The following is an 18874-nucleotide window of genomic DNA, read 5'->3' as shown; positions in this document are numbered from 1 at the left end:
CTCTTTTTTAGAAGACGCCGATAACGGCGGGCGGCATAAACCGTGGTTCGCCGCCACCACAAATGAGAATCATTTATGGCAGTTAAAATTCGGATGAAGCGCGTAGGGGCGAAGAACACCCCGGTATTTCGTATCGTGGTGGCGGACGGCCGCAGCCCGCGCGATGGGAAGTTTATTGAAGAAATCGGCACTTATCAGCCCTTGAAGAAGGAGAACAATTTCGTTCTCGACGTTGAGCGGGCTAATTACTGGGTCAGCAAAGGTGCCCAGCCGAGCGATACCGTCGCTTCTTTCATCAAGAAGGCGAAGAGGGCAGCCGCTCCCGCCGCTTAATTCATATTCCGGGTATGCAAGCCTTTCTGGAATACGTGGTTAAAGGTTTGGTGCATCACCCTGAGGCCATCACGATCACACCAGTGGAACGTGAGGGCACGACCATTTACGAATTACGTTTGCATCCAGAGGATGTTGGCAAGGTGATTGGCCGGCAGGGGATGACGATCAACGCGATTCGATCATTGTTGGTGGCAGGCAGTGCGAAGAAGGGCTTGCGCTGCAGCCTGGAAATTGTTGAGGACAAACCGGCTCGCTAAGCCGAGGGGCAAGCAGTCGCTCATCGAGCATGAAAGTTGACGTGCTCACATTGTTTCCCGCGATGTTTGCGGGACCGCTTGATGAGAGTATCGTGCAGCGGGCGCGCAAAACTGGTGCGTTGGATTTGACGATACGCAATTTGCGGGACTACACTCATGACCGCCATAAGACGGTGGATGATCGTCCGTTCGGTGGTGGTCCCGGGATGTTGCTAAAACCCGAACCGATTTTCGAAGCGGTTGAAGATTTGGCACGCGAGAAGACACGGGTGATTTTGCTATCGCCTTCAGGGCGAAAGTTCGATCAAGCGATTGCCCGCGAACTGGCCCAGCAGGAGCATTTGCTTCTGATCTGCGGCAGTTATGAAGGATTCGATGAGCGCATACGCGAGCATCTGGCGGATGATGAGTTGTCGATTGGCGATTATGTCCTGACGAATGGGGCGTTGCCAGCGATGGTGATCATAGATGCGGTGACGCGGTTGTTGCCGGGTGTGCTGGGCGATGATGAGAGTTCGCATGAAGAATCGTTCAGTCACGGATTGCTGGAGTACCCGCATTACACGCGGCCGGCGGATTTCCGTGGGATGAAAGTGCCGGAAGTTTTGCTTTCGGGAAATCATGCGGAGATCGCGAAGTGGCGGGCCGAGCAGGCGAAGTTGCGGACAAAAGAACGTAGACCGGATTTGTTGGATTAGTTAAATTGGCTAACTGCTTCTGGTGGTGGCCAGAAAGAATAGTTTTATGAACCAAGCATTACTTGATAAAATTGAGTCGGAACAGTATCGCAAGAACGCTGTTGATTTTGGCGTGGGAGATTCTGTGAAGGTCCACACGAAGGTTGTTGAAGGCGACAAAGAGCGCATTCAGATTTTCTCGGGTGTGGTGATTGGCCGTCGTGGTCATGGATTGAATTCTACTTTTACCGTTCGTCGTATCAGCTACGGCGAAGGTGTCGAACGTATTTTCCCTGTGCACTCACCTCGCGTTGACAAGGTGGAAGTGGAACGCAAGGGAGCCGTTCGCCGTGCGAAGCTGACCTACCTGCGCAAGCGCCTGGGCAAGGGTGCAACGCTGGTCAAGGAAAAGGAAACGCGCGTTGCGGCTGCTGCGAAGTAATTGCTGGCAATTCGAATTTACAAGCGAGGCTTCGGCCTCGCTTTTTTGTTTACCTGGAGGAAATGGTGATTAGTCGAAACGACCGCAATAAACGGTCGTGTCGTAGTGGAATGAGACTCTCCCGTTAACCTGATACTTCGCAAACTCCGCTTTCAACGCGTTCATCAGGGGCAGGTAATTCGGATGTCCGGGTTCAGGAGCGTAAGAGGAGGAATTCACCCGGCCCTTTAGTCCTTCGAGATCAAACAATTGTTGATTGGGAAAGACGTGCAGAGAGACTGTGCCAGTTTCAAAAAATGCCCTGATGACGTCAGGATTGATTTGCTTGTGATCCACCTTCTCGTAATCGGTCGCAAATTGTTTTAGCAGTTGCTCGTAAGCAATCAGAAAAGGCGATGCCTCGGTCTTTCTGTCATTCCAAATGAGAACAACCCAACCGTTTGGCTTGAGAATCCGAATGAATTCCTCCCGGGTCCGTTCACGGATGAACCAGTGAAATGCCTGGCCCGCGATGATAAAATCCACAGAGTGTTCTTCGAGCGAAGTTGCCTCAGCCGTTCCAGCTACACTGCGGAATCCAGGATAATCTTTGAGTAATCGCTCGGCGGCCTCCCGCATATCCTTGTTCGGTTCGACGCCGATTACTTGATAGCCATTCTTTAGGAAGAGCTCAGTGGAGATGCCAGTTCCTGAACCAATATCAGCAAGGAGGCTTGCGCTGGTGAGGCCATATTCGCTCTTCAACAAATCAACAATTTCCGCCGGATACCCGGGACGATACCGGATATAGTTATCAACTCTGCTTGAGAATCTTTTGGTTGAATCACTCATAAGCAGGGTTGGTATGCATGCCGGTCAAGGTTTTAGATTCTTCACGATTTCAGACGGTGCAGAAACCTTTTCTTCACGTGATTGAAGATTTTTCGCCCTGGCCATCAGTTCGCCTGATGGTGTGCGCTCAACTTTTATCGTGAATGCGGCTTTGATTTCCTGCGCCCGTTTGAATTGTTTATCTGGTTTCGCGGGGGTGAGTGAATAGTCCACTGCGAAACCTGCGCTGCGCAAATCTTGAATCAGCTTCAATGAATCAGGGCGAAGGGTTTCATCTTCGATCAAGCAAAAGAGATCGATTCCACTCTCGAATTTGGGCAGCAGTCCACGTGCCTTCAATAATTCAAGCAGCACGACGTCACCCATGCCGAAGCCGAGTGCCGGGAGGTTCACTTTGCCGCCACTGATTAGTTTAACGAGGTTGTCATATCGGCCTCCTCCGGCAATGGCGCGAAACTCGCCTTTTTTATCGAAAGCTTCAAAGACTACGCCGGTGTAATAGGCAAGGCCGCGTATGACCTGATAATCCACTTTGACGAAATCTCCGAGTCCGCGCGCCGCCAGGTTTTTTAGAATGGCATCCAGCTCGGCGGTGGGTTGTCCTGTGTGAATGAACGACTGAATTTCTTCGAATGAAAATCCAAGGGCAGAGAGTTTTGTTTTGCTCTGTTCTGGCTGTTCGCGTTCGAGTTTATCGATGATTTGGTAAAACTCATATGCTTTGGACTCGTCTGTGCAACGCTGGTTGAAGTAATCATGCCAGGCATTGCGACTGCTAAGCCGGATGACAAAGTCTTCTGCGGTAAGGCCGAACGAACGGAGAGTATCGATGAGCAAACTAATCAGCTCGGAATCGGCGGCAACATCACTTTCACCAAATACATCTGCATTGAACTGGAAGTGTTCGCGCAGGCGGCCTTTCTGTTGGCGTTCATAACGGAAGAGTTGGGGAAGGGCGAACCACTTGATGGGTTTCTTATAGTTACGTTCATGCGCTGCCACCATGCGAGCCAGGGTAGGGGTCATTTCAGGGCGCATGGCGACTTCCCGCTGACCTTTGTCTGTGAAGTTATAGAGTTGAGCGACGATTTCATCTCCGCTCTTCGTGGTATACAACTCGAGCGATTCCAAAGGCGGGCCATCGTACTCACGAAAACCATAGCGCCTGGCCATTGAGCGCCATTTGTCAAAAATATAATTTCGTGCATCCGCACTCCACACATCAGGGTGTGGGAGCGGTTCAGGATAAAAATCTCGGAAACCTGGTAAACGATCCATAACGTCGGGGCAAAGCTAAACGGTAAAATGCCTTGTCAGGCAACCACCAATTTTAGGACTGGCAGAAAAAATAAGGGCGCCCGCCATGAAGCGAGCGCCCCGTGAGAGCACGAATGACAATCAATGATTGTTAGTTTGAGGCTGCGGAGCAGCGTTGTTTGCTGCCTCGGCAGCCAGAGGGTGGCCGTCAGGACTCAATTTGAAAACCTCGGCGCGCATTTCCTTGCCGGGTTTGAATTTGACGACTGAGCGTTGAGGAATAGGAACATCTGTGGCTGGCGCGTTTGGATTGCGCCCGATACGAGCTTTGCGCACCTTTACCTCAAATACACCGAAGTTGCGGAGTTCCACTTTGTCGCCCTTGGAAAGGGCTTCAGCGATGTAATCCAATGTTTTTTGCACTACATCCAGTACCTGTTGTTGCACCAAGCCGGTCTCGTTGCTGATACGGATGACCAAGTCACGCTTTGTCATAGTCATTTGGGATTCGGAAGGGTTAAGCGCTCTCTATTATTCTCACCTGTTAATCAATGTATAAACTCTTAAACCAAAATCGTCAACTATATAATATACAGAAGTTTAGCATGGGTAGCCCTTACGACAATCTAACGGTCGTGCATTCCGACGGCTTCTGCAATGCTTGAGATTCCCTTATTTTCCAGTTTTTTCAATAGCCCCGAATTGATGTTTTTGGCAATACCAGGCCCTTCATAAACCATCCCACTATAAACTTGGATCAAAGAAGCTCCTGCGGTTATTTTGTCCCAGGCATCATCTGCGTTGAATATGCCTCCAACCCCAATAATAGGCACTTTTCCGCTGGTTTGACGGTATAAATGGCGGATTATTTCCGTGCTGCGCTTAGCCAAGGGACGTCCACTTAACCCTCCTGTCTCGGCATAGGTGCGCGAGCTTTGAGCGTGGCGGGTTGGGGGACGCGCTATAGTGGTATTAGTGGCAACAATGCCTGAAAGCTCCCTTGGACCAACCAGTTCGAGGATTTCATCCAACGCCTCATAGGTCAGATCCGGAGCTACTTTGACTAAAATCGGCTTTGGAGAGCGGCCTTGAGCGAAGGGTTGGGCAAGTTGTTCGCGATTTACCTGCTGGAGCGCACTCAGAATCTCATTCAAGGCTGTCTTATCCTGAAGTTGGCGAAGGTTCGGAGTGTTGGGTGAGCTTACATTGACAACAAAGAAGTCTGCATAAGGCCAAAGCACACGGAAAGAGTTTGAATAGTCCTGAGCCGCTTCCTCCAGGGGCGTGATCTTCGATTTTCCCAAATTGATGCCGACAGGATGACTCGGCCAGCGGTTTTGGGAGTGCCAATTTTTAAGACGTGCAGCCATTGCCTCAGCGCCCGGATTATTGAAACCCATGCGGTTAATCAGCGCCTGATCGCGAGCGGCTCTGAACATGCGCGGCATCGGGTTACCGGGTTGCTGGTGCCAGGTCACTCCTCCCAGTTCTGTGAATCCGAACCCAAGCGCAGACCACATCGGCACGGCAGCGGCCTGCTTGTCCATACCAGCGGCGAGCCCGACTGGATTTGGGAACTTCAAGCCGAACAATTCCACGGGCAATTGCTCACTTCCGAAGAATGATCCTACCGCATCGCAGATCCATGGACGATGACTCGCCCACGCCAATGCACTTAGAGTCTGATTGTGAATTTCCTCCGAGTCCTGTTTAAAAAGCAAAGGACGGAGCAAATGTCTATATGGCCAACCCATGCAAAAGAAGGTAGCCGAAATTATAACTGCATGGCCAGAACTTGTGGCGCAAATGCCTTATTTGAAGGCAGGAGGTGTTTTGAGTGCTTCGGGTAATTGAACAGAGTGGCCGTTGGTGTGGCCATTGGCCGTCTTCTCAGATGAGGCGTATAGATTCCTGTAGGTAGCCAGGGCAAGAAGCGGCCAGCTATTCCGGTACATATCATACTTGAGGTAGAAGACCCGGGGAAAACCAGTGCCCGTGATTTCGTGTTCTGTCCATGAACCATCACTATTTTGGGTTTTGATCAGGTAATCAATGCCACGCATCAAACTTGGCCGTTGAGGATCATCAAATGTGCACAATCCCATCACTGCCCACGCGGTCTGGGAGGCTGTGCTTGGACCCTGGCCTTTGAAGACAGGGTCATCGTAGGTGTTGCAACGCTCGCCCCAACCGCCATCTTCGTGCTGAACACTTTCAAGCCAGTCACGAGCCTTCAAAAGCCAGGGCTGGTTCATGTTGATATTCAACGCACGCAAGCCACGCAACACCTGCCAGGTGCCGTAAATATAATTAACGCCCCACCGACCATACCAGGATCCATCGTCTTCCTGTTCTTCCTGAATAAACTGGAGCGCCTTTTTGATCTGAGGATGGTCGACACCCACACCTTCATAGCCCAGCAGTTCCAGGATGCGTGCCGTAATGTCTGCGCACTCAGGATCAAGCATCGCGTTATGGTCGGCGAAAGGAACCTTTTCCAAAATGCCCTTGGTGCAATCCTTATCAAATGCCGCCCAACCACCGTCTTTGCACTGGAAGGCCATCATCCACTTGAGACCGCGTTGAAAACATTCGTCCCGGCGTTTCACGTCACTGGTTGGGATTTTCCTCAATGCGAGGAGAACCATGGCCGTGTCATCCACATCTGGATTCCACTTATTCTCAAATTCAAACACCCAGCCGCTGGGTTCGACATCGACGGGATTCTTAAAATACCAATCCCCGCGAAAACGAATTTCCTTATCTATTAACCATTCGGCGGATTTTTTTAGTGCCGGGTGATCGCTTGGAATGCCTGATTCATGCAGGCATATGGCAACGATTGCGGTATCCCACACTGGTGAGAAACACGGTTCGATGCGCACGGTGTCCGCAGTTTCGTGTTCAAGGTTTTTAAGTTCCTTCTCGGCACGTTTCACTTCTGGATGATCACCTGGATATCCCAGCGCCTTCAACGCGATGAGCGAATTGAGCATTGCCGGAAAAATTGCGGCCAGCCCATTGGAGCCCTCGAAACGCTCAAGCATCCAGTGCTCACACTTTTTCAGCGCACGACGACGAAAAGGATGAATCCCAGCCTGGACCCATAGTTCCGCGAACTTATGAAGTTTGTCGAGCCAGAGAAAAAAATTTCTGAAAGTGAGAAATTCCGGGTCGGGCGGCAGCGCCAGATCACGCTCGTGATAACCTTCCGGATAAAGCTCATCCAGTTTGACCTGGTTTTGCAGTTTGCGAGTCGGCTTGAAGTGGTTGATGATGGCAAGCGGCACCAACATCGACCGACTCCATGAACTCATCTCATAAAAGTTAACGTGGAACCATTTTCCAATCAGTATGACCTCGCACGGAATGGTTGGCACATAGTTCCAAGGAAACAATCCAAGCAGTGCGAGATACAGCTTGGAAAAAGTGTTCATCCGTGGCACGCCGCCCATGCTCAGCGCCACAGACCTGGCACGCAGCATGCGCGGGTCCATCACCGGCACTCCGGCCAGCTTCAAGGCGAGGTAGGCTTTTACGGTCGCATTTATTTCTGCGGGGCCACCATAATAGATGTTCCAGCCACCATCCGGTAGTTGCATGGAGAAGATATGGTTAACAGCCTTGCGCTGCCATTCCATGTCCACTTTTCCATTCCAGTGATGATAGGCGATGGTGTCTGAGACAAGCGTGGAATCAACAATCAGCTCACCGACCCAATAGCCTTCCGGTTTCTGTTCCTTGAGCAAAAAGCTTTGAGACCTATGAATGGCCGTTTCAAGGTCCACATGCGGTCGAACCTCGAAATCTGGTTTTGAGGCACCATTTGCCGAATGCCCGTCCTGCGATGTTACTGACACGCCCTTTACTCTGCGAATAGGCCAAAGGGCTGTAAAGTTTTTTATCACTCCCTAAATCCTCCGTTCCCTTTATAAGTCTGCCACTGAGACACGAGTAGGCTTAGTACAATAACTTTGAACTTTGAACTTTCAACTTCGAACTGTTAACTTGCGTCTATGGTTTTGGAATTCAATAAGATGAACGGTGCAGGTAATGATTTTGTTCTCGTGGATAACAGGGAGAGGAAAGTGAAGTTACGCCCGGAGCAGGCGGTCCAACTTTGTCATCGGCAAAGAGGCATTGGCGCAGATGGCATCATGCTGCTGGTCCCATGTGTCTCCGGCAAGGCTGACTGGGCATGGGATTTTTATAACAGCGATGGCAGCGTGGCGGAAATGTGTGGCAATGGAGCGCGATGCTTTGCGCGGTTTGTGCAAAAGCTGACGGGCATCAACAGCCAGTTTACGTTTGAGACTGGTGCGGGAATTATTACCGCCAGTTTTCAAGGTGAGCGCGTCACCATTGGCTTGACCAAACCAAGGGATTTACGGTTAAACGAGCAGGTGACTCTATCCGTCGGAGCACAGCCAATCCACTCTCTGAACACAGGTGTTCCACACGCGGTTTTATTTGTTCCTGATGCAGATAAGGCCATGGTTCTGTCGTTGGGGCAGGAGATTCGACGACATGCGCATTTTGCCCCGAAAGGGACCAACGTAAATTTTGTTCAGCAACTTGGTAACGGCGCCATACGAGTTCGCACTTTCGAGCGCGGAGTGGAGGGCGAAACCCTGGCTTGTGGAACTGGCGTAACCGCTTCCGCCCTTATCTCGGCCGAACTCAATGGGTTCAAGTCTCCGATTCAGGTCCAAGTGCAAGGGGGCGATTTGTTGGAGGTCAGTTTCAAGGAAAATGGCGGCCATTTCGAGGATGTAAAGCTCACAGGCCCTGCAGATTTTGTTTTTGAGGGGAAGGTAACCATTTAAGACCTCAAGTCCTTCCGAGTCTCAAGGTGAAAAAAGATACTAGTCAAAAAGGTATTTTTACCTGAGTTTATCCCACTTTAATGAAGTCACCAATATTTACTGGTACGTATACGGCGATTGTTACGCCGTTTAAAAACGGAGCGATTGATGAGGTTGCACTTGAGCGTTTGATCAAGATGCAGATCAAAGGCGGTGTTGATGGCATCGTGCCTGTCGGTACGACCGGGGAATCGCCAACACTCAATTACGAAGAGCATATCAAAGTGGTTGAACTCGCAGTGAAGTTTGCTGCGGGCAAGGTAAAGGTGCTGGCAGGCACAGGTGGAAACTCAACCAGCGAAGCCATTTATTTGACCCAGCATGCAGAAGAGTTGGGGGCCGATGGATCCCTGCAAGTGGCTCCCTATTATAATAAGCCGACCCAGGAAGGGTTGTTCCAACATTTTCACGCCATTGCCCGGGCAACCAAGTTGCCAATCATGCTGTATAGCATTCCCGGACGTTGTGGTGTGGAGATTGCGGTGGATACGGTAAATCGACTTGCGCACGATTGTGTAAACATTGTTGGTATCAAGGAAGCAGGTGGCAATACCGATCGAGTAACGCAGATTCGCAAGGCATTGGGAGTTAATTTCACCATCCTTAGTGGAGACGACTCTTTGACGCTGCCTTTTATGTCAGTGGGTGCCCACGGGGTAATCAGTGTGGCTTCGAACATCATTCCGCGTGAGGTATGTCATCTGGTGCAGGCTTTTACCATAGGCAAAGCGGCCATGGCGCTTAAACTTCACGATAAATATTACCCGATCTTTAAAGACCTGTTTATTGAAACCAATCCTCTGCCAGTGAAAGCTGCACTTGCCATGATGGGGATCATTGAAGAGGAATATCGTCTTCCCCTCGTGCCAATGAATTCAAAAAATCGCGACGTGTTAAAGAATACATTGAAGGTTTGCGGTGTCTTGAAATAAGAAGATTTGCCATGACCAAAGTAATTATTACCGGTTCCAAGGGGCGTATGGGCAAGGCGTTGATTGCCTGTGCGGAGCGCAATCCTGAACTGAAGGTCGCGGGCCAAATCGATGCGGGAGAAAATCTTGCGGACGTGATTAAAGAGGCGGACGTGGTAATTGATTTTAGCTTTCACGCCGCTTCAGCCGGATTTGCGGAAGTTTCCGCGCAGCATAAAAAGGCGATCGTGATTGGCACCACGGGGCATTCAGAAGCTGACAAAGCAAAGATTGTCAGTCTTGCTTCGAAGATTCCCATCGTGCTCGCCACAAATTTTTCCACCGGTGTTAATACGCTCTTTTGGCTGACTCGCAAAGCTGCCGAAATTCTTGGGTCCGATTTTGACCTGGAAATTGTAGAGATGCATCACCGGTTAAAGAAAGATGCTCCGAGCGGCACCGCGACCACGCTGGCGGAAATATTGGCCGATGTGCGCAAGCTCCAACTTAAGGAAGCTTTGCGTCATGGACGGGAGGGGATTGTTGGTGAGCGCACTGCGTCAGAAATTGGCATGCATTCTGTGCGTGGTGGGGATGTGGTTGGCGATCACACTGTTATTTTCGCCACCAATGGTGAACGCGTTGAACTTACGCACAAAGCCTCCAGTCGTGAGACTTTTGCGAATGGTGCATTACGGGCTGCCGAATGGGTGGTGAAGCAAAAGCCCGGCCTCTACAACATGCAGGATGTACTCGGGCTTAAGTAGGTTCGACATTGCCGGAGCGAATGCCAAATTGAAACTGCAATGAATCCTAATCTTGCTTTCATTGCCTTAGGATCCAATTTGGGAGATTCCAAACGAATTCTACAAGATGTCATACTCAGACTGGAACGGATTTCGACTGAGCCACTTCTTAAATCCTCTTTCTGGGAAACGACCCCAGTCGACTGTCCGCCTGGTTCGCCGATGTTTTTGAATGCTGTAATTGGCTTGGTCCCAGAAAGCGGCGAAACACCCGAGTCGTTGTTGTCGAGGTTGCAAACCTTGGAAAGGGAGTTTGGTCGTCAAACCAAGAAGGTCTTGAACGAACCCCGGCCTTTGGACCTGGACCTGATTTCTTTTGGTAACGAGGTGCGCAACCACGCAACATTGGTTTTGCCTCATCCACGTGCGCATTTGCGCAGGTTTGTCCTTCAACCCCTCGCTGAAATCGCTCCTGATTTGCTTTTGCCAGGGCAACTCAGGAATGTAGTGGAATTGCTCCGCGATCTGGGTTCCAATGAAGAAATCAGGAAAATCAGTTGACCTGGTTCCGGGAAAACTCAGCTCTCACAATTTCGAGAAGCCTTTTGGTGGTCAGAATTCCTTCAGCTTCCGAAATCTGCTCACCACTGTATTCGATGCCCAGGTGACCGTGATAACCCGCAGCGAGGACAATTTGCACCATGCGTCGATAATCGCTGTGGGCTTCATTGCCACTGGCATCAAAGTCGCGAGATTTGGCACTGACGGATTTTGCGAAAGGCATCAGTTCAGTAAGTCCTTGATAACGGTCGTATTCAGTTCCATCTGCCAGTTTCCAATTTCCAAAATCGGGCAGGGTGCCGCAGTTAGGCAGGTTGACCTTTCTGATCACTGAGGCAAGCCAGGCAGCATTGGAGGAAAGGCCACCATGATTTTCAACGAGAACGCTCAATTCCAGTTTCGCTGCAGCTTCGGAAAGCGTATGCAAACCTTCGCTCACAAACTCCTTTTGTTCTTCAGGAGTTCCCGAGGAGTAAGCATTTACTCGAATGGAATGGCAGCCGAGGAATTTCGCCGCCTCCAGCCATTTACGATGATTCTCGATGGCATTTTTTCTTGCCTCGGGCTCAGCATCGCCCACGTTTCCCTCATGGTCGCACATGATGAGCAAGGCCTTTACGCCGAAGTCGTCTGCTCGTTTCCTAAACTCAGCCAAATAGTCCTGATCTTTAGCTTTTGCTTTGAAGAAAGTGTTTACCAGTTCAATGGCATGAATTCCAAAGTCGTTGCGAGCGACTTTGGGAAAATCCATGTGGTCAAGCTTGCCACTCTCCAATGCGCGATGGAGCGACCATTCAGCCAGAGATATCTGGAACATGGGCTTGAAAAATGCTCTGAATTTTATGCAGCGACCTCAGGCACTATTCTGCAATTGCCACGGGATCCATTGCCGGAACGGACTTGAGTTGCTTCTTGTCCTTGCTTTGGAAGAATAAAACAAAAAGGATCAGAACAGCTGCAGCTCCGCCAGCCGGAATGATCCAGATGCTTCGCCAGTTATGACCCGAAGGCTGGAGTGCATACATTCCCGCAACCTTGCCTTGGATCAATGAGCCGACAAACATACCCGAACCGTAGGTTATGAAAGCAATGAAACCCTGGGCTGCCGAGCGTATCTTTTCAGAGGCCTGATTATCCACGTATACCTGACCAGTGACAAAAAAGAAATCGTAGCATACGCCATGAAGAATAATGCCGAGGTAAAGCATCCATACCAACGACTGACTGTTACCATAAGCAAAAAGCAGGTACCGTACGGCCCAGGCCAGCATGCCTGCCATGAGCATCTTCTTTATGCCAAGGCGGGAGAAAAAGAAGGGAAAAACGAGCATGAAAAAGAGCTCGGACATTTGGCCCATTGTCATCTTGCCAGCAGCGTTTTGGACGTTCAATTCGTTTAAAAAGCCGTTTGTGAGATTGTAATAAAACGCCAAAGGAATACAGATCATGAAAGAACTGAGGGCAAAGATCGCGAAGGAGCGGTCTTTCAACAAGCTCAACGCATCCAAACCCAGCACGGCGCGCACGCTAACGGGTTCGCCCGCAGCTTTGGGCGGAGTATGGGGCAGGCAGAGGCAGAAAACTCCCATAACGATCGAGGCCACTGCGCCAATTACCATGGGGGTTTTGGCAGCTTCGATTTTCATTGCTCCTACCAGGAGGCCGGCGGCTATCCACCCAATTGTCCCCAGAACTCGAATGCCCGTAAACTGTTTGCCAGTATCCGTCATGTGCGAAAACGAAAGGGAGTTTGTGAGGGCCATCGTGGGCATGTAGCACAAAGTATGAGCCAGCAAGAGCGCATAGAAGCCCCAGAAACTAGTTTGTTGTGAAGCCAAATAGAGGAGCACACCACCTGCGCAATGAAGGAAACAAAGAACTTTTTCGGTGGCAAAGAAACGATCCGCAATCATGCCTACAAAAAAAGGAGAGATCATGGCTGCAAGGGCTGTAGTCCCGTAAGCCAAGCCGATCTGTCCATCGGGAAATTTCTGAGTCTGGCTCAAGAAAGTATACATCGTTACATACCAGGAACCCCAGATGAAGTACTGGAGGAACATCATGATGGATAGGCGAATCCGGATAGAGGTATTCATAGATTTAATTCATCGTAGATTAGTGGAATGAATGGCTCCTAGGCAAGTCTATAGCCAAGTGATGGGATGGTTTTGCGATCAAATTATCTGGTGTTGTTGATCCAGCCCCTTAATGAAATGCGTCAACCCGAAGTGGTTGTGCCGCTCGACTTTGCCATGCCGGGAAGTTAAGCTTCCATTATGCGTACGGCATTTAAAGAATGGGCTGTGATTGTGGATGCTCTGGGCAAGGGCGAGCAAATCGTCATTTTGCGCAAGGGTGGCATCAGTGAAGGCCGCGGCGGATTCAAGCCGGAATACTCGGAGTATTTGCTCTTTCCAACCTTGTTTCATCAGCAGCGGGAATTGGTCATTCCTTTCGCTCAAGCCAGATACGATAAAATCGCTCCGGGCTTTCCGGCATCAGACAGATTACGGTTGGAATATTTTGTGAGAGTCGTTTCTGCTGAAAGACTCGATTCTTTGGAACGTGCGCATGCCTTAAGGGAACAGCATGTCTGGCGCGACGAGGTCGTGGCCGAAAGATTCGACTGGGGCCGCGACAAAACAATTTATGCCATGGCAGTCCGCGTATTCTGTCTTCCGGTAGTGGTTGAACTACCAATGCTGCCAGCTTATGGAGGCTGCAAATCCTGGATTCAAGTGGATCAAGAAATTGCAACCGAAGGTTCTCAGCCAGTGCTGAACGATGCGGCTTTTGAAGTCATGCACAGAAAGTTTCGTGAAGCATTGGGCATAAAAAATGGGCACGCCAGCATCTACTCAGATTCCGCAGAAGAATCGAGAGCGGACGTTTAATGCCGAAGTCATTAATGAACTTGCCCCAACTCATTTTGGCTTCGGCTTCGCCAAGACGGTCGGAGTTGTTGCGCCAACTGGACGTGGAATTCGAGGTGATTCCCAGTGACGCCATCGAACTGCACAACGAGCAACTCACGGCTGGAGAACTTTGCCGCGTCAACGCATACCGCAAGGCCCGCCCCATATCGAAGCGGTTTCCTGACGCCATTGTGATGGGGGCGGACACTCTCGTCTATTTGGGCAACCAACTATTCGGTAAGCCGAAAAATAGGGATGAAGCTCATGGAATGTTGCAGGCACTCCAAGGCGAAACCCATCTCGTCGTCACCGGTGTCTGCCTGATGCATTTGCGCAGTCATCGACATCGCGTGTTTGCGGAGACGACCCAGGTCACATTTCGGTCCCTAAACGATGCTCAAATAGCGGAGTATCTCAATGCCATCAATCCCCTCGACAAGGCTGGCGCTTATGCCATCCAGGAACATGGTGAGAAGATCGTAGAGCAAATCTCCGGGTCTTTTACCAACGTCGTAGGCTTGCCCCTCGAGCATCTGCGGGAGGAGCTTTCGTTGTGGGAGATTGCACTCGGCACACTTTGAGGCGCTTACTTCTTCGGCAATTCCTGCCAAAGATGCGCGCTCATTAACTGTCCTTTTTCGAAGAGCTCCAGATCAAACTTCTCATTCGGTGAATGAGCATTGTCATCCGGCAATGCCAGGCCCAACAATAAAGTGTCCGCCCTGAGATACTTCTTGAATTGATTGACGATCGGAATCGATCCGCCTTCGCGCATCAACACGGGCTCCTTTCCAAATGCTGATTTGAGAGCGCGCAATGCCGCCTGCGCTTCACTGCTGGTGGGAGAGACGATATAGGGTTCCGCGCCGTGACCCGATTTAATCTCCATCCGTACGGTGGGCGGACAAAGCTTTGTAAGATAGGATCTGAAAGATTTGATGATCTTGCCGGGGTTTTGATTTGGCACGAGCCGCATCGTAATCTTCACACGAGCCCACGACGGAACAATCGTTTTGCTCCCTTCGCCTTGATAACCGCTGGTAAGACCGTTGATTTCGAATGTCGGCCGGGCCATGCGTTGCTCATTGGCTGTAAATCCCTTTTCACCAAAAAGCTTTGGTACTCCAAGAAACCTGGCGAATTCCTTTTCCGATCCAGGCAGCCGGGCCATCTGCTTCCGTTCGTAGGTGGAAAGTGGCGCTACGTCATCGTAAAAGCCCGGAATGGTGATGCGACCGTTCTTGTCGCGAAGCTTGGCCAGAATTTGAGCCAATGCCATTGCAGGATTATCCACCGAACCGCCGAAAATCCCGGAATGCAAATCGCGCGAGGGACCGTGAATGATGATTTCGAAAGCGGCAATGCCACGCAACGCGTAGGTAAGGGCAGGGAGTTGTTTCGCGGGAATTCCGGTATCTGAAATCACGACCGCATCGCAGGTGAGCTCGGCCTGATTTTTCACCAGGAACGCAGCGAGACTTTTGCTGCCAACTTCTTCCTCGCCTTCAATCACGAAAGTCAGATCGCAAGGCAATTCTGTGCCGGTCTTGATATAAGCTTCCGCAGCTGTGAGGTGAGCAAGATTTTGTCCCTTGTTATCGCTCGCCCCGCGTCCGAACATCGAACTGCCCCGGATGGTCGGCTCGAAAGGCGGCGTCTTCCACAAATCAAATGGTTCAGGCGGTTGCACATCGTAGTGACCGTAAACCATGTAGTGAGGACGCCTGACACCCTTTTTACGAGGAGTTTTTGCTACTACGATGGGATTGCCTTCCGTAGTGCAGAGGCGAGTTTCCAAACCAATGCCCTTGCAATGTTTCACCAGCCACTCCGCGCAAGCTTTCAAATCCTTGCGATGTTCGGGCTGGGCCGAGACGCTGGGAAAGCGGACGTAATCGCAAAGGTCCTCAATGAAGCGAGCCTGATTGCTGCGCAAATATTCGGTTACTTTTTGCATGTTAAATTGGTTTTAGATTAATAAAGATGTGGAGGGATTTAAGATTCTGTCTCGCGACCCGTCTCCAGCAGCAACAGCGTTATTTAGTCATCACTTCGGCAGCAAGTCAAACAAACCACGCTTCTTGGGTGCATTCGTAGAGGCAGGCTGGTTGGTGTTGCTGCCGGTCAAACCTCCCAGAATATTTCCAAATACATTCCCACCCGAAGGTTTGTTCGTATTGCCTCCAGATGGCGCATTCGTGCTTCCACCGAGCAGGCCACCAAGGCCGGGAACTTGATTAATGTATTTGCCAGCTGCCTTTTGGAGAGCTTTCGTAGCGCCGGTTGCATCAGCAATGATTCGGCCAAGCGCAACCTTGTCTACGTTTGCTTTTGGATTGCCCACGGTGCCTTGCACTGTAACAAATGTCGGCAGAGCGACATAATCGTTGTTCGTGGCGGAGGTGGCCGGTGCGAGGCGGGCTTTTTGAGCGATGGATTGCCGCAAAGACAATTGCAGGGGCAAATTGTTAATTGGTGAATTTGTGACGACATCAGCAATCGGGATCACGCCCTGGCTTTGTGCGCTGAAAGTGTCGCTGGCCATTTTAAACTGTGTAAGGTTGATGCTGCCATCGCCCATTTTCACATTAGCCAGAATGTATTTTACCGGAGAATTGGTTAAGTCGGGTTCTTGAATCACAAAGGCTACTGTGCCAAGAACGTTTTGGAAAAACTTGCTTTGGGTCAGAACTATATTCGCGTTGGTGAATGCAAAATTGAGTTGGCCATTCAAATTCTTTTTTAAATTCACGCCGGTTGTGCCCGCTCCTTTGATTTGTGCATTGGCTATCAAATCACCTTTGGCTTGGCCCTGGTACTGGGGGGCAAAAGAGTCAGCAATTGGTGCAATGGGGATTCGATCAGCCGAGAAACCGACATCATACTGATAACCTGGAACACCAAGGTTCAAGTCAGCATTCGCATTCACCGGTGCACCGTTCAGCGCGAGTTTAAATGGATTGAGCAACACATGACCGCCATCAATTTTGACGGTGGTCAACCAATTGGTAATCTCAACCTGCCGCAGATAAAAGCGCCCAATGCTGACATCCACAGTCGAATTACGCAGGGGCAGGTTCACAGCAGGCGGTTCCGTGTTCGCTGCCGCTTGCGTCGCTGCAGCGGGTTGAGGCTGAGCTTGAGCCTGTTGGCTGGCCGCACTCTTCTCGCTCTTCTTTCCCGCAAAAATATCATAATAGGGCGTCACGTCTATCGAGTCAGCCTTGAGCTTCAGATTGGCGGAAGTCGCATTGGTCTGCGACATATCCACCTGGCCGGTGAGTGTCATGTCGTTTGTTGCCCGAGCCGTTGGCGTGAGCGCAATATGAAATTGGCGTATGGTGGCGACTTGCTTTTGAAGCCCGGCATCCACCTGGAATTTCGCTTCGAGTGGAGTAGGAGTGGTCTTCTGTGTTGGATCACTTACAACCAGTTTCGCCAGTTGGAAATCGGCTTTGACAGAAGATTCTCCCTGGGGATCGAGCTTTGCCGAACTCGTGGCGTTAACCAGCACCGATACCAATTGCTTATCCTTCAGAGCAGAGGCGAGGAATGGACGGAGTGCATTTTCGTTGAAATCCACGAGCTTCGCGGTGAATTGCCCCGCTTTCTTGTCCGTATCGTAATCACCCGTGACATCAAATTTACCGCCCACAGTCTGTCCCTGAGTCACGGCCCCATTGGCTTTGCGAATCTGCAACTGGCTTCCATTCATCGCCACGTCCAGGTCAGCGGTTGTGCCAAAATGGTCGAACCGGTTGCTCTGCATCTGCCCGGTGAAATCTGCCAGTGCGAAATTGCCCGTCACTGTCTTGCTCGTCTGGTTCTGAACGACATGACCCTTCAATTGCAGGCTGCCGGAGGTTGCCTTGATGTCAGGAGAGGACATGATATCCAGCAGGCGAACCAGGGAGCCATCCAAGGCAATTTGCAAGTCGGCCGCTTGAGTTGTTTTGTTGAAGGTGCCGTTGGCGGTGAAGGACAGGGCCTGCTGCCCGGCATGGTTCAGCTGCATTCCAATCTGCTGCAAGTTGAACTCATTCAGATTTGCTGCCTCGCCTTTCGTTTGAAAATGCACGTCGGTCTGAGTGATGTGATTCGTGGCCAGGTTCAGCTCCATGCCGGTAACATCTGAGCTCACATCGAAGCCAAGCTTTTTGCCCGATTGCTGCGAAGACACGTTGGCAGCGAGATTCACAATTCCGTTCACCAACGTTCCGCCGAGGAACGGACGCCAATCAGCCAGGTTCAATTTATTGATCCCAAGTTTAAACGCGGAATCACCGACCGGATTGGCTTCATTTCCCCAGGCAACGGACATTGGACTGGTTAATCCGCCCTGGAGGAAAGATTGCTGGTTTTCGGAGCCATTAATATTGAGTGCGTTGATCAAAGCCTGCTTTTTGTCAGTATCAACGTTCAGGTTGTAATCAGAAACGATGTCCAGGGTGGGAGTGGTCTGGTTTGCACGCGTCACGCGAAGCTGGTTGATGTTGAAAGCTCCCTTTAAGGCGATTTGTTTGCCGGCATTGGCGAGATCCACATGATTCGTGGAATTCATCACCGTGGTTCCGAAATCAATGCCGCTTTGCGCGCCTGCAAGATTCAGAGCGTTCTTGTCGATTCCCGCCAATTGAACATTCAAATGCCCCTCGGTTTTGGCCATGTCGAACGGACCATTGACCCGGAGTTCGCCCAGATTGGCGCCAGCCTTTTGGAAACGAAGAGCGAGTTGCTTGATATCAGTGGGAGTAATGTCACAATCGATGATGGCTGACAGCGTGGCGAGTTGGCTCAAGCTGCCGGCACCTTTCTGCACGTCGAGGTGGGCATTGCCGTTGACGGAGCCTCCCTTGAGATCAGCTGTCGGAATGATTGCGAAATTGCCGACCATGACGGCTTGCATCAGGGCGTTCGTCGCCGGGGCAGGGGGGCGATTATCAACGTTGATATTACCAGCCAAAGTCATCTTGCCCTGCTGACCGTTCTTCAAATTGGTGAGTTCAAAATTAAGACCTGAAACCTCCGTAATATCGCGCGCGCCATTCTCCTTATAGTTCTTTACCATCCGCACGG

The 18874-nt window shown here is 50.7% G+C and carries 19 protein-coding genes; 10 read left to right on the top strand and 9 right to left on the bottom strand.

All coding sequences use genetic code 11. The annotated features are described in order from the left end of the window. Positions 1-75: 75 nt before the first annotated feature. The 4 genes from rpsP to rplS are packed head-to-tail and all read left to right on the top strand — an operon-like array spanning position 76 to position 1712. Positions 76-333: a 30S ribosomal protein S16 gene (rpsP, locus tag CFLAV_RS30285; RefSeq protein WP_040550862.1), complete on the top strand. Its 258-nt coding sequence runs from the start codon at positions 76-78 to the stop codon at positions 331-333. A gap of 14 nt (positions 334-347) precedes the next feature. Next, positions 348-593: a KH domain-containing protein gene (locus CFLAV_RS30280; RefSeq protein WP_007418751.1), complete on the top strand. Its 246-nt coding sequence runs from the start codon at positions 348-350 to the stop codon at positions 591-593. Between the two features lie 29 nt (positions 594-622). Continuing rightward, a complete protein-coding gene (trmD, locus tag CFLAV_RS30275) occupies positions 623-1291 on the top strand; it encodes a tRNA (guanosine(37)-N1)-methyltransferase TrmD (RefSeq protein ID WP_007418750.1) in 669 nt (222 codons plus the stop codon). A gap of 46 nt (positions 1292-1337) precedes the next feature. Then, positions 1338-1712 (top strand): 50S ribosomal protein L19, encoded by a 375-nt coding sequence (rplS, locus tag CFLAV_RS30270; protein ID WP_007418749.1) that lies wholly within the window; start codon positions 1338-1340, stop codon positions 1710-1712. A gap of 69 nt (positions 1713-1781) precedes the next feature. Here the strand turns inward: rplS and CFLAV_RS30265 are convergent, their stop codons facing one another. The 5 genes from CFLAV_RS30265 to shc form a co-directional block, all read right to left on the bottom strand. After that, positions 1782-2543: a class I SAM-dependent methyltransferase gene (locus CFLAV_RS30265; protein ID WP_007418748.1), complete on the bottom strand. Its 762-nt coding sequence runs from the start codon at positions 2541-2543 to the stop codon at positions 1782-1784. Between the two features lie 24 nt (positions 2544-2567). Beyond that, positions 2568-3821: a histidine--tRNA ligase gene (gene hisS / locus CFLAV_RS30260; protein ID WP_007418747.1), complete on the bottom strand. Its 1254-nt coding sequence runs from the start codon at positions 3819-3821 to the stop codon at positions 2568-2570. 120 nt (positions 3822-3941) lie between these two features. After that, positions 3942-4295 (bottom strand): HU family DNA-binding protein, encoded by a 354-nt coding sequence (locus CFLAV_RS30255; protein ID WP_150107683.1) that lies wholly within the window; start codon positions 4293-4295, stop codon positions 3942-3944. A 131-nt stretch (positions 4296-4426) separates the two neighbouring features. Beyond that, positions 4427-5554, bottom strand: coding sequence for a quinone-dependent dihydroorotate dehydrogenase (locus CFLAV_RS30250; protein ID WP_007418744.1), 1128 nt, complete (start codon positions 5552-5554; stop codon positions 4427-4429). A gap of 57 nt (positions 5555-5611) precedes the next feature. Next, on the bottom strand, positions 5612-7660 hold the full coding sequence (gene shc / locus CFLAV_RS30245) for a squalene--hopene cyclase (protein WP_237712485.1): 2049 nt from the start codon (positions 7658-7660) through the stop codon (positions 5612-5614). A gap of 156 nt (positions 7661-7816) precedes the next feature. Between shc and dapF the strand changes: the two genes are divergently transcribed. From dapF to folK, 4 genes are all read left to right on the top strand, one after another. Then, entirely contained in the window at positions 7817-8626 is an 810-nt protein-coding gene (gene dapF, locus CFLAV_RS30240; protein WP_007418742.1) for a diaminopimelate epimerase, read from the top strand. Positions 8627-8706: 80 nt separating this feature from the next. Further along, positions 8707-9597: a 4-hydroxy-tetrahydrodipicolinate synthase gene (gene dapA, locus CFLAV_RS30235; RefSeq protein WP_007418741.1), complete on the top strand. Its 891-nt coding sequence runs from the start codon at positions 8707-8709 to the stop codon at positions 9595-9597. A gap of 11 nt (positions 9598-9608) precedes the next feature. After that, a complete protein-coding gene (gene dapB / locus CFLAV_RS30230) occupies positions 9609-10343 on the top strand; it encodes a 4-hydroxy-tetrahydrodipicolinate reductase (RefSeq protein ID WP_007418740.1) in 735 nt (244 codons plus the stop codon). Positions 10344-10382: 39 nt separating this feature from the next. After that, positions 10383-10883, top strand: a complete 501-nt coding sequence (folK, locus tag CFLAV_RS37740) for a 2-amino-4-hydroxy-6-hydroxymethyldihydropteridine diphosphokinase (protein ID WP_007418739.1) — start codon at positions 10383-10385, stop codon at positions 10881-10883. Here the strand turns inward: folK and CFLAV_RS30220 are convergent. Both CFLAV_RS30220 and CFLAV_RS30215 read right to left on the bottom strand, forming a co-directional pair. Then, a complete protein-coding gene (locus tag CFLAV_RS30220; protein ID WP_007418738.1) occupies positions 10876-11700 on the bottom strand; it encodes a sugar phosphate isomerase/epimerase family protein in 825 nt (274 codons plus the stop codon). The genes folK and CFLAV_RS30220 overlap by 8 nt on opposite strands. A 43-nt stretch (positions 11701-11743) precedes the next feature. Further along, positions 11744-12979, bottom strand: coding sequence for a nucleoside permease (locus tag CFLAV_RS30215; RefSeq protein ID WP_007418737.1), 1236 nt, complete (start codon positions 12977-12979; stop codon positions 11744-11746). Between the two features lie 180 nt (positions 12980-13159). Here CFLAV_RS30215 and CFLAV_RS30210 point away from each other — a divergent pair, with 180 nt between their 5' ends. Further along, positions 13160-13777: a DUF1802 family protein gene (locus tag CFLAV_RS30210; RefSeq protein WP_007418735.1), complete on the top strand. Its 618-nt coding sequence runs from the start codon at positions 13160-13162 to the stop codon at positions 13775-13777. 14 nt (positions 13778-13791) lie between these two features. Then, complete coding sequence (locus CFLAV_RS30205) at positions 13792-14379, top strand: Maf family protein (protein WP_040550864.1); 588 nt, start codon at positions 13792-13794, stop codon at positions 14377-14379. A gap of 5 nt (positions 14380-14384) precedes the next feature. On the opposite strand, the gene CFLAV_RS30200 is transcribed toward CFLAV_RS30205, so the two are convergent. After that, the gene (locus CFLAV_RS30200) at positions 14385-15755 is read right to left on the bottom strand and encodes a dipeptidase (RefSeq protein ID WP_007418733.1); all 1371 of its coding nucleotides are present in this window, start codon (positions 15753-15755) and stop codon (positions 14385-14387) included. A 90-nt stretch (positions 15756-15845) separates the two neighbouring features. Next, positions 15846-18874 (bottom strand): AsmA family protein (locus CFLAV_RS30195; protein WP_040550860.1); only part of this gene is annotated, 3029 nt, incomplete at its 5' end.

Source organism: Pedosphaera parvula Ellin514, from assembly GCF_000172555.1.
In the GTDB taxonomy this organism is placed as follows: Bacteria; Verrucomicrobiota; Verrucomicrobiia; order Limisphaerales; family Pedosphaeraceae; genus Pedosphaera.
Note: the sequence above shows the minus strand (reverse complement) of the source record. Positions and strands in the feature narration are given on the sequence as shown.

Excerpts from the sequence above, each read along its gene's own strand:
- CFLAV_RS30250 (WP_007418744.1), bottom strand. The coding sequence starts at position 5,554 with ATGGGTTGGCCATATAGACATTTGCTCCGTCCTTTGCTTTTTAAACAG.
- CFLAV_RS30210 (WP_007418735.1), top strand. The coding sequence starts at position 13,160 with ATGCGTACGGCATTTAAAGAATGGGCTGTGATTGTGGATGCTCTGGGC.
- trmD (WP_007418750.1), top strand. The coding sequence starts at position 623 with ATGAAAGTTGACGTGCTCACATTGTTTCCCGCGATGTTTGCGGGACCG.
- CFLAV_RS30280 (WP_007418751.1), top strand. The coding sequence starts at position 348 with ATGCAAGCCTTTCTGGAATACGTGGTTAAAGGTTTGGTGCATCACCCT.
- dapF (WP_007418742.1), top strand. The coding sequence starts at position 7,817 with ATGGTTTTGGAATTCAATAAGATGAACGGTGCAGGTAATGATTTTGTT.
- CFLAV_RS30215 (WP_007418737.1), bottom strand. The coding sequence starts at position 12,979 with ATGAATACCTCTATCCGGATTCGCCTATCCATCATGATGTTCCTCCAG.
- rpsP (WP_040550862.1), top strand. The coding sequence starts at position 76 with ATGGCAGTTAAAATTCGGATGAAGCGCGTAGGGGCGAAGAACACCCCG.
- folK (WP_007418739.1), top strand. The coding sequence starts at position 10,383 with ATGAATCCTAATCTTGCTTTCATTGCCTTAGGATCCAATTTGGGAGAT.
- CFLAV_RS30255 (WP_150107683.1), bottom strand. The coding sequence starts at position 4,295 with ATGACAAAGCGTGACTTGGTCATCCGTATCAGCAACGAGACCGGCTTG.
- dapB (WP_007418740.1), top strand. The coding sequence starts at position 9,609 with ATGACCAAAGTAATTATTACCGGTTCCAAGGGGCGTATGGGCAAGGCG.
- CFLAV_RS30205 (WP_040550864.1), top strand. The coding sequence starts at position 13,792 with ATGAACTTGCCCCAACTCATTTTGGCTTCGGCTTCGCCAAGACGGTCG.
- rplS (WP_007418749.1), top strand. The coding sequence starts at position 1,338 with ATGAACCAAGCATTACTTGATAAAATTGAGTCGGAACAGTATCGCAAG.
- CFLAV_RS30200 (WP_007418733.1), bottom strand. The coding sequence starts at position 15,755 with ATGCAAAAAGTAACCGAATATTTGCGCAGCAATCAGGCTCGCTTCATT.
- CFLAV_RS30220 (WP_007418738.1), bottom strand. The coding sequence starts at position 11,700 with ATGTTCCAGATATCTCTGGCTGAATGGTCGCTCCATCGCGCATTGGAG.
- CFLAV_RS30265 (WP_007418748.1), bottom strand. The coding sequence starts at position 2,543 with ATGAGTGATTCAACCAAAAGATTCTCAAGCAGAGTTGATAACTATATC.
- dapA (WP_007418741.1), top strand. The coding sequence starts at position 8,707 with ATGAAGTCACCAATATTTACTGGTACGTATACGGCGATTGTTACGCCG.
- hisS (WP_007418747.1), bottom strand. The coding sequence starts at position 3,821 with ATGGATCGTTTACCAGGTTTCCGAGATTTTTATCCTGAACCGCTCCCA.